Source organism: Paenibacillus illinoisensis NBRC 15959 (assembly GCF_004000925.1).
Taxonomy (GTDB): domain Bacteria; phylum Bacillota; class Bacilli; order Paenibacillales; family Paenibacillaceae; genus Paenibacillus; species Paenibacillus illinoisensis.
Map to the genome: position 1 here is coordinate 232,381 of NZ_BIME01000004.1, position 13,917 is coordinate 246,297.

A 13,917-nucleotide genomic window follows, 5' to 3' on the forward strand; every position below is an offset into this window, starting at 1 on the left:
AAATGACATATTGGATGTGAATGCATGAAATTTCTGGACTACATATTGTATGATCGTAAAACGAATTGGACGGCACTATGCCTGTTCGCGGGATTTGCCCTTTTTTACGCTCTGATGAACGTGCCCTATGTTCTGTACATTGCGGATCAGTCACAGGTTCTTGGAGCATATACCCCGTTTAATACACAACAATTTCCACTGAATTTATTTAATTTTGATCCGTCCATGTACTATGGGGCAAACAGTTCTTCGGTTATTCATCCGTTAATATCATTTCTTGTCGTCACGCTTGGTGCAGTATCGCAGTTGCTGGGAGGGAACTGGTTCTTCCTCATTCTGCAATCCCTGATCAATGCAGGATCTGTAGTGCTGGTCTTTATTTTTCTCAACCAAAAGGATAGACAGATCGCAACACCACTGCTCTTCGCGATGCTATTCGGATTTAGTTCATATTTGATGTTTACGGCACTTATTCCGGATTCCTATCCGTACGTGCAGTTTTTTATCCTATGGTCTGTTCTTTATATGCAATACACACGTGAACGGAATGACGTTCGCTATGTGCCAAATGCCCTGATTGCAACGATTAATTTTGGACTGACCTCAACGAACGTTGTTCCTTTGGCTGCTGCTATGTTTTTCAATTGGCGTACCTGGCGCAAGGCTTCCTCATGGAAAAAGTATATTGGAATCATGGCACTAGCGGTCGCCTTCATTATCGTATTGACAGGTATTCAGTATATCGCATTCGGAGGAAGAAGCTGGGTTAGCAATTGGCTGCTCGGAATTCAGAATGGAGGCACCAGCTATGCTACGCCTTTCCAGTTTGCCGCTCATTGGAAGGCACTGACTCTGCTGACGATTAATCCGATGCTCTCTCCCAAAGTTCATTTGCTGGATCCGGGGCTGGTCGCTTTTGTAACAGATCTGTCCCGCTCCAACCCGATTCATGTTCAGCTTGTCGGTATCTTTATCTTGCTCCTGGCGCTGATCGGGTTCATCATGAGAATTCGTGAACGGGAAGTATGGACCCCTGCACCCTATATTTTGTTTGCACTTCTGCTGCATATCGTAGTTGGCTTCGGGCTGGCTGTGTTCCAATACGATATGTACCTGTATGCTGGTCACTATCTGTTTGCCTTTTTCCTGCTTGGTGGAGGGTGGGTGATTGGTCTTCGTCCGGGGATCGGCAAAAAAATAGTGCTCGGTTTACTCTTCATTAGTGTACTAGTAATGGCAGCGAATAATATCTACCGTCATGTAGAAACACTCACCACGATCAAACAGTCATATGAACAATTGCAGCAGGCTCAGACTGCGAATTGATGTAAATAGTAAAAGAGAGACAAGTCATATGGATATGATATCCACTCGGCTTGTCTCTCTTTCTTTTAATTCAATGTGTAATTCAATGGGTGAATTCTAAGCAACAACCCTCTGCAGCAACATCTTTCTATTGGAATCAGGCTATGATTTTGGTCTTCTTTGCATTCTCGGCTGAACGCTTGGTGAGACTGCTAAGCGGACGTTTCAGCACAAGTGCAAGGATAAGACTAAGTGCTATAAATATACACAGCCATAGAATATCCTTGAGAGCAGCCTGCCACAATATGCCACCGACTGATTCACGAAGAAGGCTGATCGCATACGTGAAGGGCATAAACGGGTTCAATGCCTGGAAAAAGGGAGAAGTCATGCTGATCGGGAATGTTCCTCCCGAGCTTGAGAATTGAAATACCATAAATATAATCGCAATTCCTTTTCCAATGTTTCCGAAAACGGACAACAGGGTGTAAGTAATGGTGACAAACACGGCGCTTACCAACATGGCAAACAGGACAAACCATATTTTATCTGCTACATATGTTCCGAGAATCAGGATATCTCCGACCGTTACGCACACAGCCTGAAGCAACCCTATAGTTAGGAACGTACCCAAGCGTCCAAGGTACAATTGGTACCCTCGAAACTTGCCGTCCGGATTTTCTGCCTCAGCTCGAAGCAGGGAAATCAGTAGCGTGGAGCCGACCCACAGGGACAGTACGCCGTAAAATGGCGACATGGCAGATCCGTAGTTGGGAATCGGGTACAATTGATTTTCCTTGATTTGAACCGGACTCGCAAGAAACGCACTTTCTTCCTCAATATCTCCGCGCAGCAGTTTGGCAAGTTCGGCAAATTGATTATTGCCTTCCACCTCTCTGAGCTTATCCGCCGCCTTGCTGATGGCACTTTCCAGGTCCGGCAAGTCCTCTCGCACAAGTGTGGCAACGCGGTGCACGCCTTTTTCAACCTCTGGCAATTGATGTTGTACAAAGTCGGATGCTCTGCCAATCTGCTTCTCCGCCTGAGGCAGATCGTTGCGGACAAAATCGGCTGCTTCGTTCAGTTTGGCCCCAACTTTGGGCAGGTCATTCTGAATTAAAGGCGCTACTGTATTCAGTGCCTGGATGAAAGCTTCACTTTTACTTTGCAATGTCTGTGATATTTCATGAATCTTGTTCTGTATTTGGGGCAGATCGCTTTGGATTTTTCTTAATTCCGTCTGTCCAAAAGTAATACCTTCCTTGGTAGCTGACAGGATGTCCGCTACATCCGGTAATTTGTCTTGGGCATCTTGTAAAGTATCTGCTGATGCCGAGAGAATAGATCTTAGTTTATCAGCTCCGGTAGTAAGAGCAGGTGCAATTTCAGCGTCATAGGCTCCAAGAATTCGGTCCACACCGCCGTTGATTTCCTCTGATAACGTGCTCAGTTGATCAATGATATCAGCTGGTGGAGTGGTATTGCGACGTAATGCATCGCTGATGATACCGGCAAGCTTCATTTGGAGCTGTAACTTGTCCGATAGGGTATTCAATCTGGTGATTTTATCGGCTAACGGATGGTTTGGAAGGAGATTGTCCATCTTGCCCAATAGGTCGGCCATACCGTCAACCAATTTTACGGCAACGGCAAGCCGAACAGCTATGCTGTCCAGTTCGTCTGCTGTAGGGAGTGCGCTAAGGTCCGTACCTTGAAGTCGATCAAACAAATCTCCGCCAGCACTTGCAATCTGCTGCACCAGCAATAGATTTTGCCGGATCACTGGTCCGATGGTCTGAAATGCTTCTTCACTGGCATCCACGAAACGATTCATGCCTTCAGCGAGTTCTACTCCGTTTTCTGTAATGCCTGAGACCGTGACAAGTTTATCTTGAGCAGCGGTTACGATAGTTAGAGCCTTGTCCGTTTTGGTTAAAGCCGTATCAATGACACCGGATACTTCACCAAAATGTTCATCCACTTCTTGAATACGTTCGACTGCGTTTCGAATATCCGGAATTCGCTCCTGTATGGCTAGTACCTCGGCAGAGGCATTCATAATCTGTGGCCAGTATTCCTGCACCTTAAGTATATACTTTGCCGCTTCGTTAATTTCGGGCAAACGCTTCTCGACTTCTACAATTTTTTGGGCTTCTTTGACGATTTCCGGCATCGCCTTTTCTACTTCCAACACTTTTTGTCCCGCAGACTGTATGGCAGGAAGATTCTTTTCCAGTGTAAAGATTCCATTTTCCATCTTGCGCAGGGTAGGTAGCTGTGCATCGATCTCCACACCAGCTTCTTTTAATTTGGTTAATACCGCCTCGCTAACCGCTTCGGTAAAACTTTCGTTTATTTGCGTTGTGATAGAAGAGACGCCTGATCCCGTGATTTTGGGAGCAATGGCATTGACTTTCTCATTCACGGTATAGATGACTTCGGGACGTTCCAGTTTTCCATCGACAATACCGGTGATTTTGGATGAGAAGTCACCTGGGATAAGCAGACTTGCATAATATTCACCCGTCTGCACACCACGGCTGGCCTCCGCCTGATCCACAAATGTCCAACCCAGCTTATGATTCTGCTTCAGGCTGGTCACCAATTCGTCTCCTATGTTAACCGTTGTTCCAGCGACGGTTGCTCCCTGATCTTCCGTGGTTACCGCGATTTTGATTCCTTGAGTATTACTGTACGGATCCCACACCGATTTAACGTTGACCCAGTCATACACCCCTGGCAGTAAAATAATGGCTACAATTAAGAATATGCCGGTTGGTACTTTTAAAATGTGAAGCCAGTCCGTTTTGTAAATTTGCCATATGTTACGCATGATGTCCTCCTAATTCAAATCAAATTCCAGGTTTTATATCATTCCCATCTCAGGAAGATACAAATCTTTATGTATATCGGTTCCTATGTTCGGAATGTGAACTGGCTTGCATTAAAGTTGTTTACCCCGTTCTTGCGTGAATAATCGACCTTTCTTGTAATATAAGCAGCTATAAAACAAAAGGGTTATATTGGATCGATTCAAGTTTGCAAATACCTATGGATAAATATGCAGAATTATTGTATAATTATGAGTAATGAATGAAATGTGATGTGCATGGATGTTTTTCAGCCGACCTGTTGATTCTAAAGGGAATACAGCAGGGGAGTTCGCCTGCTAAGGTGAGGTGTTGACAGGGGGTTGTCTTTCTGTCATAATTCATGAAGATAAACGAGCATATTGATCAATAGCGCCCTGTGAGGCACTTCAGTATGTTCGACATGAATAGCACCTTTAAATCAGTCCCGTGAGACTGGCAAGGTAACGTGAACGATACATCGTTTTTTGCTGCGGCAATATAACGATGCATCCCGAGAGTAAACTTTCTTCAGAGCGGTCTGAAGTTCGGAGACTCCTTGCCAATAAACACGGCAAGGAGTCTTTTTTGTTCTCCTGTCACGGGGCCATGATCTGGAGGGAAATCCTGAGGAGGCTGAACGCATGAGCACAGAAACACATGTCATTATGGATGAAACGGCGATCCGCCGCGCATTAACACGGATTGCCCATGAGATTTTGGAAAAAAACAAAGGGATCGACGGTTGTGTGCTGGTCGGTATCCGTACGCGGGGTGTTTATCTCGCAGAACGGATTGCCGCGAAGATTGAAGAAATCGAAGGCGCCAAGGTCCCCTGGGGAGAACTGGATGTAACTCCTTATCGCGATGACCGCTTGGACGAGAACAAAGCGAATCGCAAGGAACTGTTGATAATGACACCTGAATCACTTTCGATTCATGACAAGAAAGTGATTTTGTTCGATGATGTGCTCTATACCGGTCGTACCATTCGTGCAGCGATGGATGCCCTGATGGACTGTGGAAGACCGCAGAACATTCAGCTGGCCGTACTCGCGGATCGCGGACACCGGGAACTTCCGATCCGACCTGATTTTATCGGCAAAAACGTGCCGACTTCCAAATCAGAGGAGATTGAAGTGGCACTGATAGAAACGGACGGACAGGACGAAGTCAAAATCATTCAGAACCGGGGGGAGCAAGCATGATGATTACACAGACAGCATTGAAGGACCGGAGCTTGCTTGGACTGAAAGAACTTAGTCGCAGTGAGATTGAAGCGATTCTGAACAGAGCAGCCCACTGGGAAGCTCAGAAGGATAAATTGGTACCTGTACTTGAATCACGCTTTGTTGCCAACATGTTTTTCGAGAATAGTACACGTACTCGCTTCTCATTCGAGATGGCTGAGAAACGACTGGGTGCACAAGTGCTGAACTTCACGGCAGCAGCTTCAAGTGTAGAGAAGGGCGAGTCCATCTATGATACGGTACGAACACTTGAATCCATGGGCATTGATGCGGGAGTCATTCGGCTGAAACCAGCAGGTGTTCTGCAGCAGCTGGCTCAGAAGGTGAATGTTCCACTGGTAAATGCGGGAGACGGAAATAACGAACATCCAACTCAGGCATTGCTGGACCTGTACACCATGCGAAAAGCCTTCGGTGAGCTGAAAGGTCTGCGTGTATCGATCATTGGAGACATCATGCACAGCCGGGTTGCACGCTCGAATCTGTGGGCGCTGCAAAAGTTCGGAGCAGATGTACGCTTCTGTGCTCCGCAAACGATGCAAGCACCGGAACTCGCAGAGCACGCTCCTTATGTAGGTCTGGATGAAGCACTGAATGCGGATGTAGTTATGATGCTGCGGGTTCAGCTGGAACGCCATAAGCATGGTCTCATTACCTCGGCAGAGGATTATCGCGAACATTACGGATTGACGGAAGAACGGGCGGCACGCCTGAATCCAAACACCATTATCATGCACCCTGCTCCTGTTAACCGGAACGTTGAAATTGACGACGCGGTTGTAGAGAGTACAGCATCGCGGATTTTCCCGCAGATGGCGAACGGTGTTCCGATTCGCATGGCGGTCATGGAACGCGCATTAAAGCTGTAACAGGGTCTGGCTATGGGTCATAGGCTGACAGGGCGGATCTTCTTTAGAACGGTAAAGTACACGATAAATCCAAATCATTCGGATCCTCTGGGAATCCGGGTGAGAACCGAAGCGGAGGGCAATTATGCTACAGATTATTAAAAATGCGAATGTTTTGAATGCTCAAGGGGAACTCGAACGGAAAACAATCATTATAAATGAAGGCAAGATCCAAAAGATCGTCGGTGTGGAAGACGAAGCGGTCCTGCAAGCAGAACAATCTGCGCACAGCGCTACAGATGCTTCAGGCAAATTGGTAATTCCGGGCTTGATCGACATGCACGTGCATTTGCGTGAACCTGGTTTCGAACACAAAGAGACCATCGAGACAGGTGCCAGGTCAGCGGCCCAAGGTGGGTTTACAACAATCGCCTGCATGCCTAACACAAGACCCGTAACCGATAGTCCGGATGTAGTAAAGTTGGTTCTGAATAAAGCCAAGGAAGCTGATTTGGTAAAGGTTCTGCCGTATGCGGCCATTACCAAAAACGAGCTTGGTCGTGAACTGACCGATTTTGCCGCTTTGAAAGAAGCAGGGGCCATCGGATTCACGGATGACGGGGTAGGCGTGCAGAACGCGCAGATGATGAAAGATGCCATGAGCCTCGCGGCAAGCATGGATATGCCAGTCATCGCTCACTGTGAAGACGACTCTCTGGTTGTAGGTGGATACGTGACCGAAGGAGAATTCTCCAAGCGCCATGGTATCAAAGGCATTCCGAATGAATCCGAAGCGATTCACGTTGGTCGTGATATCCTTCTTGCCGAAGCAACAGGGGTGCACTACCATGTCTGCCACGTAAGTACGGAACAATCCGTTCGCCTGATTCGTCTGGCCAAATCGATCGGCATCAAGGTTACGGCTGAGGTGTGTCCGCATCATCTGGTTCTGTCCGATGAGGACATCCCGGGCATGGATGCCAACTGGAAAATGAACCCGCCACTTCGCTCACCGCGTGATGTCCAGGCTTGCATTGAAGGCTTGCTGGACGGAACGCTGGACATGATCGTAACTGATCATGCGCCGCATAGTGAAGAGGAGAAAGCCAAAGGCATGGAACTGGCACCATTCGGAATCGTTGGATTCGAAACCGCCTTCCCGCTGCTGTACACCAAGTTTGTAGAAACAGGACTTTGGAGCCTGGACTTCCTGGTTAAACGCATGACAGCCGATCCGGCACGGGTATTCCGACTGGATACAGGCAGGATGGAAGAGGGAGCACCTGCGGACTTGACCATGATTGACCTGAACGAGGAAAAAGCAGTCGATCCTGCAACGTTCGCAACCAAAGGAAGAAATACCCCGTTCACAGGCTGGAAGCTGAAAGGCTGGCCGGAACAGACTTGGGTGGATGGCAAAAGCGTATGGAATAACACGGTACAACAGTAAATCGGCTTACCAATGAGTTATTAACTCTTTAATGCAATTACATCTTTTCAACTAACTCGAGGCAGACCATGCCGAGAGCCTAACATACGAAACAAAGCAAATTTGAATGGCATAGTTTTGAACTTGGGAGACACAGTAGCACACGAAGTGGACAGAAAAGACCCGAAGAAGCGCAGCGTTCGCCTTTATCCCCGGATTACATCCATTTGAAAAATGGATAAAGAGTAATCTGGGGATAACAGCGATCGAAGGGCTTTCTGTCCACGAAGTCACCGCTACCGTGACACGCACCCCTTGTTCAACGAAATGCATTCAAGTTTATAAACACAGAGGAGTGAAATGGGATGCAGGCACAGGCAAGATTATTGTTGGAAGACGGCACACTGTTCACCGGGAAAGCGTTCGGTGCTGAAGGTGAAACAACGGGTGAGGTCGTTTTTAATACGGGAATTACAGGCTACCAAGAGGTGCTTTCGGATCCTTCTTATTGCGGTCAAATCGTAACCATGACGTATCCGCTGATCGGTAACTACGGCATTACGCGTGACGACTTCGAGTCCATCCGTCCATTCGTGCATGGTTTCGTAGTTCGCCGTCATGAGACGGTACCGAGTAACTGGCGCGCTGAATACAGCCTGGATGATCTGCTGAAAGAGTACGGCATCGTCGGCATCAGCGAAATTGATACACGCATGTTGACTCGCCGGATTCGTCATCACGGCACAATGAAAGGAATTCTCACAACAGGATCGAAGCCTGTGGAAGAGCTGCTGGAGATGATGGGAGACACAAGCATCGCCGAGCTGCGCAACCAGGTACCTCTGACGTCTACGCAGCATGTGTACAACAGCCCGGGAACGGCTGAGCGTATCGTTCTTGTAGACTATGGTGCAAAAACAGGAATTCTGCGTGAACTGAGCAAGCGCAACTGTGACGTTGTTGTCGTGCCGCATGATGTAACTGCAGAAGAGATTCGCCGTCTTAATCCGGATGGTATTCAGCTGTCCAACGGTCCTGGGGATCCAAAAGATGTACCACATGCCGTTAAAATGATCAGTGAACTGCTTGGCGAGTATCCGATCTTCGGTATCTGTCTCGGTCATCAACTCTTTGCACTGGCAGCAGGTGCGGATACAGAGAAGCTTAAGTTCGGACACCGCGGTGGTAATCACCCAGTCAAAGAACTGGAGAGCGGACGCTGCTTCATCACATCCCAGAATCACGGTTACACGGTTAACGAAGAGTCAGTGAAAAACACTGAATTGGAAGTTACACACATCAATAACAATGACAAGACCATTGAAGGTCTGAAACATAAAACATTCCCTGCGTTTTCGGTACAATATCACCCGGAAGCAGCGCCAGGACCTTATGATAACAGCTATCTGTTCGACCGTTTCATCGAAATGATTCGTGAGCACAAAATCACTAACCCGCAAAAGCCGCGTCAAGCCGTATTGGCAGCCGCAGTGAAAGGAGCACAATAACATGCCGATTAACAAAGACCTCAAAAAAATCCTGGTGATTGGTTCCGGTCCAATCGTCATCGGTCAAGCGGCCGAGTTCGACTATGCCGGTACACAGGCTTGCCAGGCACTGAAAGAAGAAGGCGTGGAAGTTGTACTCATTAACAGCAACCCGGCAACCATCATGACCGATACTAACATGGCTGACAAAGTGTATATCGAGCCGATTACACTCGATTTCGTCACTCAGATCATTCGTCAGGAACGCCCAGACGGATTGCTGCCTACGCTTGGCGGTCAAACCGGTTTGAATATGGCCGTGGAACTGGCTCGTGCCGGTGTCCTAGAACGTGAAAACGTGAAATTGCTCGGAACACAGCTGACATCCATCGAGAAAGCGGAAGACCGTGACCTGTTCCGTGATCTGATGCGTGAACTGGAACAGCCTGTACCAGAAAGTGTTATTGTAACTACACTTGAGGAATCCCTTGAGTTTGCAGGAGAGATTGGTTATCCAATTATCGTACGTCCAGCTTATACGCTTGGCGGAACAGGCGGCGGGATCTGTGCGAATGAAGAAGAGCTTCGCGAGACCGTCGCAGCAGGACTTCGGTACAGCCCGATTGGACAATGTCTGGTCGAGAAGAGTATTGCAGGCATGAAAGAAGTCGAGTACGAAGTCATGCGTGACAAGAACGATAACTGTATCGTCGTCTGCAACATGGAAAACTTCGATCCGGTCGGCGTTCACACAGGCGACAGTATCGTTGTGGCACCAAGCCAGACGCTGTCTGACCGTGAATATCAGATGCTGCGTTCAGCATCCCTGAAAATCATTCGTGCCCTTAACATAGAAGGTGGATGTAACGTACAGTTCGCCCTGGATCCGCACAGCTTCCAGTACTATGTTATCGAAGTTAATCCACGGGTAAGCCGTTCCTCGGCTTTGGCTTCCAAAGCAACCGGTTATCCGATTGCAAAAATGGCTGCCAAAATCGCCATGGGTTATACGCTTGATGAGATTGTCAACCCGGTAACAGGCCAAACCTATGCTTGCTTTGAGCCAACTCTGGATTATATCGTGAGCAAAATCCCTCGCTGGCCGTTCGACAAGTTCACTTCCGCGAACCGCAAGCTGGGTACACAAATGAAAGCAACAGGCGAAGTTATGGCTATCGGCCGTACCTTTGAAGAGTCGATTCACAAAGCAGTTCGCTCCTTGGAGATCGGTGTGCACCGTCTGTACTTGAAAGAGGCAGAAACATTGGACGAAGCTACGCTCAACGAACGTCTGGTCAAAGCCGATGATGAGCGCATGTTCCTGGTGGCTGAAGCATTCCGCAGAGGGTATACATTACAACAACTGCAGGATCTGACGAAGATTGACTGGTGGTTCCTGGACAAAATTGAAGGTCTGGTCGGCTTCGAAGATCGTATCCGTGAGGAATCCGAGCTGTCATCCGAAACGCTGTATCAAGCGAAGCGTCTTGGATTCACGGACCGTGCAATTGCTGAACTGCGTGCTCAAGGTCAACCTGGAAGCACACTGACAACGGAAGCAGAGGTTAGAGCTCGTCGTGAGCAGGAAAACCTTCGTCCGGTATACAAAATGGTTGATACATGTGCAGCGGAGTTCGAAGCAACAACGCCATACTACTACTCGACGTACGAAACCGAGAATGAAGTTATCCCTTCGGACAAGAAAAAAGTCGTAGTGCTTGGTTCGGGACCAATCCGGATCGGTCAAGGGATCGAGTTCGACTACTCAACAGTACACGCAGTATGGGCCTTGCAAAAGGCAGGCTACGAAGCGGTTATTATTAACAATAACCCTGAAACAGTATCCACGGACTTCAATACATCCGATCGTCTGTACTTCGAGCCTCTGTTCTTCGAAGATGTCATGAACGTGATTGAACAGGAACAGCCGGTAGGCGTTATCGTACAGTTCGGTGGTCAAACGGCTATCAACCTGGCTGCACCACTGCGTAATGCAGGTGTGACCATCCTCGGAACGGACCTGGAGAGCATCGATGAAGCAGAGGATCGCAAGAAATTCGAACGTCTTCTGTCCCGTTTGGAAATTGCACAGCCTAAAGGTAAAACAGTCATTTCCGTAGATGATGCAGTAGAGACGGCGCAAAGCTTGGGTTACCCTGTACTGGTTCGTCCTTCCTATGTACTCGGTGGTCGTGCGATGGAGATCGTATACTCTGATGCCGAATTGCTGACATATATGGAACAGGCGGTTAAAATCAATCCCGAGCACCCGGTACTGATTGACCGTTACATGCTGGGTAAAGAGGTTGAGGTGGACGCCATCTGTGATGGTGAGACGGTACTGGTTCCAGGCATCATGGAACATATCGAACGCGCAGGGGTGCACTCCGGTGACTCCATCGCAGTTTATCCGCCACAGCACCTGTCCGACGATTTGAAAGAAAAAATCGTTGACATCACGATTAAGATTGCAAAAGAACTGAAAACGATTGGTCTGGTCAACATCCAATTTGTCATCCATGATGGCCAAGTGTATGTCATTGAGGTGAACCCGCGTTCATCCCGAACAGTACCTTTCCTGAGCAAAGTAACGAACATTCCGATGGCGAACCTGGCAACACAGGCGATCCTGGGTGTGAAGCTGAAAGATCTGGGTTACGTAGACGGTCTGTGGCCTGAGTCGGATCATGTATCGGTGAAAGTTCCGGTCTTCTCCTTCGCGAAGCTGCGTCGTGTGGAACCAACCCTTGGACCTGAGATGAAATCCACAGGTGAGGTTATGGGTCGTGACCCGAATTACGCCAAAGCGTTGTTCAAAGGTCTCATCGGAGCTGGAATGAAAATTCCGGCAACCGGAGCGATTGTAGTTACTGTGGCAGACAAAGATAAGGACGAAGCTGTACCGCTGCTTGAAGGTTTCTACAGACTGGGTTACAAAATCATGGCTACTGGAGGAACGGCAGCTGCGCTTGAAGCGGCAAACATTCCGGTAACGACGGTGAACAAGTTGAGCGAAGGTTCGCCGAACATTCTGGACATGATTCGCAGCGGTGAAGCGAACTTTGTCTTCAACACACTGACCAAAGGTAAAACACCGCAGCGTGACGGATTCCGAATTCGTCGTGAAGCGGTAGAGAACGGCATTGTATGTATGACTTCCCTGGATACGATTCGTGCCCTGCTGATCATGCTGCAAACGATCAACTTCTCTTCAGAGGCAATGCCAGTCTTTGTAAAATAAAAAGGTACTGATGAAGGACATCAGTCAGCCTGCGGGCTGGCGGGATGTCCTTTATATCGGGCAAAAACGGAAAAAACAAGCATGTGGAAGGAGCGGACTGGATGAATCACCCTAATTTCAATGAAATGGCTGGCCGTTTGATGGTCGCACTCGATTATCCTGATGCGGAGCAGGCCCAAGAGCTGGTACAGGCACTCGAAGGTATTCCGTGTTATCTGAAAGTGGGAATGCAGCTGTTCTACGCAGCGGGTCCGAACTTTATCCGGGAGCTGAAAGCGAGAGGGTATTCGGTATTCCTCGATGTGAAGATGCACGATATTCCCAATACCGTTCGCGGTGGTGCCGAGAGTATAACCCGCCTCGGTGTAGACATGTTCAACGTACACGCAGCAGGCGGTACAAGCATGATGCGTGCTGCACGCGAAGGAGCGGAAGCAGCGCTGGCTGCAGATCCTTCTCTGAGAAGGCCGGAAATCATCGCAGTTACCCAGCTGACGAGCACAAGTCAGGAAACAATGAACAGCGAGATTGGCATTGAGGGAAGTGTGGAAGCGGCAGTGGTTCGTTATGCTGGACTGGCTCATGAAGCGGGCCTGGATGGCGTTGTGGCTTCTCCACTTGAGGTGCCGGCAATCCGGGCAGCATGCGGCAGTGATTTTCACACCGTTACCCCGGGAATTCGGCCGGCAGGCAGCGGTCTTGGTGACCAGACTCGTGTCCTCACGCCAGGGGAAGCCATCGCCAGAGGCAGTCATTACATTGTTGTAGGCAGACCGATTACAGGTGCGCCCAATCCACGTGAAGCAGCAGAAACCATTTTGAAGGAGATGTTGAACGCATGATCGCACTGAACGAGATTCCTAATCATATTGCTTCCCAACTGCTGAAGATTAACGCCGTGGCACTGCGCCCGCAGCAGCCTTTTACCTGGACGTCGGGGATCAAGTCCCCGATCTATTGTGACAACCGTCTGACGATGTCCTATCCAGAGATCCGCAATGACATTGCCGAAGCCTTCGCTGCCATTATTCGTGAGCAGTACCCGGATGCAGAAGTCATTGCAGGTACAGCAACCGCAGGTATTCCGCATGCAGCATGGGTAGCTCAGAAGCTGAATCTGCCGATGGCCTACATTCGTGACAAAGCGAAAGGACATGGTAAGGAAAACCTGATTGAAGGCATCATTGCCGAAGGCCAAAAGGTGGTTGTTATTGAGGACCTGATTTCTACAGGAGGTAGCTCAATCAAAGCCGCCGAAGCAGTACGTGCAGCAGGGGCAACACCGCTCGCCGTGCTGGCGATTTTCAGCTATCAGCTGGATAAAGGGGTACAAGCATTTGAAGAAGCCGGCATTCAGCTGCAAACCCTCTCCAACTATACGGCCCTAATGGACGTGGCTTTGGCACAGGGAACCATCCAGGAGAGTGATTTCGAGCTGCTCAAATCCTGGCGTGAAGATCCTTCTTCATTTGGTAAATAATATCATCTATGCATCTTGTGCTGTTCGA

General features: G+C 48.7%; 9 protein-coding genes. 8 read left to right on the forward strand and 1 reads right to left on the reverse strand.

The annotated features are described in order from the left end of the window. Positions 1 to 24 precede the first annotated feature (24 nt). The gene (locus tag PIL01S_RS12430) at positions 25 to 1,326 is read left to right on the forward strand and encodes a DUF6080 domain-containing protein (protein ID WP_127537798.1); all 1,302 of its coding nucleotides are present in this window, start codon (positions 25 to 27) and stop codon (positions 1,324 to 1,326) included. Positions 1,327 to 1,462: 136 nt separating this feature from the next. On the opposite strand, the gene PIL01S_RS12435 is transcribed toward PIL01S_RS12430, so the two are convergent. Continuing rightward, complete coding sequence (locus PIL01S_RS12435; protein WP_127537799.1) at positions 1,463 to 4,138, reverse strand: YhgE/Pip domain-containing protein; 2,676 nt, start codon at positions 4,136 to 4,138, stop codon at positions 1,463 to 1,465. Positions 4,139 to 4,798: 660 nt separating this feature from the next. Between PIL01S_RS12435 and pyrR the strand changes: the two genes are divergently transcribed. From pyrR to pyrE, 7 genes are all read left to right on the forward strand, one after another. Beyond that, the gene (gene pyrR, locus PIL01S_RS12440; protein ID WP_127537800.1) at positions 4,799 to 5,362 is read left to right on the forward strand and encodes a bifunctional pyr operon transcriptional regulator/uracil phosphoribosyltransferase PyrR; all 564 of its coding nucleotides are present in this window, start codon (positions 4,799 to 4,801) and stop codon (positions 5,360 to 5,362) included. Next, on the forward strand, positions 5,362 to 6,273 hold the full coding sequence (locus tag PIL01S_RS12445; protein ID WP_371859958.1) for an aspartate carbamoyltransferase catalytic subunit: 912 nt from the start codon (positions 5,362 to 5,364) through the stop codon (positions 6,271 to 6,273). The genes pyrR and PIL01S_RS12445 overlap by 1 nt, the downstream gene beginning before the upstream one ends. 124 nt (positions 6,274 to 6,397) lie before the next feature. Next, positions 6,398 to 7,702 (forward strand): dihydroorotase, encoded by a 1,305-nt coding sequence (locus tag PIL01S_RS12450; RefSeq protein ID WP_127537802.1) that lies wholly within the window; start codon positions 6,398 to 6,400, stop codon positions 7,700 to 7,702. A gap of 344 nt (positions 7,703 to 8,046) precedes the next feature. Then, positions 8,047 to 9,189, forward strand: coding sequence for a glutamine-hydrolyzing carbamoyl-phosphate synthase small subunit (gene carA / locus PIL01S_RS12455; protein WP_095359436.1), 1,143 nt, complete (start codon positions 8,047 to 8,049; stop codon positions 9,187 to 9,189). 1 nt (position 9,190) lies between these two features. Further along, on the forward strand, positions 9,191 to 12,409 hold the full coding sequence (gene carB, locus PIL01S_RS12460) for a carbamoyl-phosphate synthase large subunit (protein WP_127537803.1): 3,219 nt from the start codon (positions 9,191 to 9,193) through the stop codon (positions 12,407 to 12,409). Positions 12,410 to 12,510: 101 nt separating this feature from the next. Then, entirely contained in the window at positions 12,511 to 13,251 is a 741-nt protein-coding gene (gene pyrF, locus PIL01S_RS12465; RefSeq protein ID WP_127537804.1) for an orotidine-5'-phosphate decarboxylase, read from the forward strand. Then, entirely contained in the window at positions 13,248 to 13,889 is a 642-nt protein-coding gene (pyrE, locus tag PIL01S_RS12470) for an orotate phosphoribosyltransferase (RefSeq protein WP_127537805.1), read from the forward strand. The genes pyrF and pyrE overlap by 4 nt, the downstream gene beginning before the upstream one ends. Positions 13,890 to 13,917 lie beyond the last annotated feature (28 nt).

What these genes read in the sequence shown, in the direction of transcription:
- PIL01S_RS12430 (WP_127537798.1), top strand. Translation starts at nt 25, where the DNA reads ATGAAATTTCTGGACTACATATTGTATGATCGTAAAACGAATTGGACG.
- PIL01S_RS12435 (WP_127537799.1), bottom strand. Translation starts at nt 4,138, where the DNA reads ATGCGTAACATATGGCAAATTTACAAAACGGACTGGCTTCACATTTTA.
- pyrR (WP_127537800.1), top strand. Translation starts at nt 4,799, where the DNA reads ATGAGCACAGAAACACATGTCATTATGGATGAAACGGCGATCCGCCGC.
- PIL01S_RS12445 (WP_371859958.1), top strand. Translation starts at nt 5,362, where the DNA reads ATGATTACACAGACAGCATTGAAGGACCGGAGCTTGCTTGGACTGAAA.
- PIL01S_RS12450 (WP_127537802.1), top strand. Translation starts at nt 6,398, where the DNA reads ATGCTACAGATTATTAAAAATGCGAATGTTTTGAATGCTCAAGGGGAA.
- carA (WP_095359436.1), top strand. Translation starts at nt 8,047, where the DNA reads ATGCAGGCACAGGCAAGATTATTGTTGGAAGACGGCACACTGTTCACC.
- carB (WP_127537803.1), top strand. Translation starts at nt 9,191, where the DNA reads ATGCCGATTAACAAAGACCTCAAAAAAATCCTGGTGATTGGTTCCGGT.
- pyrF (WP_127537804.1), top strand. Translation starts at nt 12,511, where the DNA reads ATGAATCACCCTAATTTCAATGAAATGGCTGGCCGTTTGATGGTCGCA.
- pyrE (WP_127537805.1), top strand. Translation starts at nt 13,248, where the DNA reads ATGATCGCACTGAACGAGATTCCTAATCATATTGCTTCCCAACTGCTG.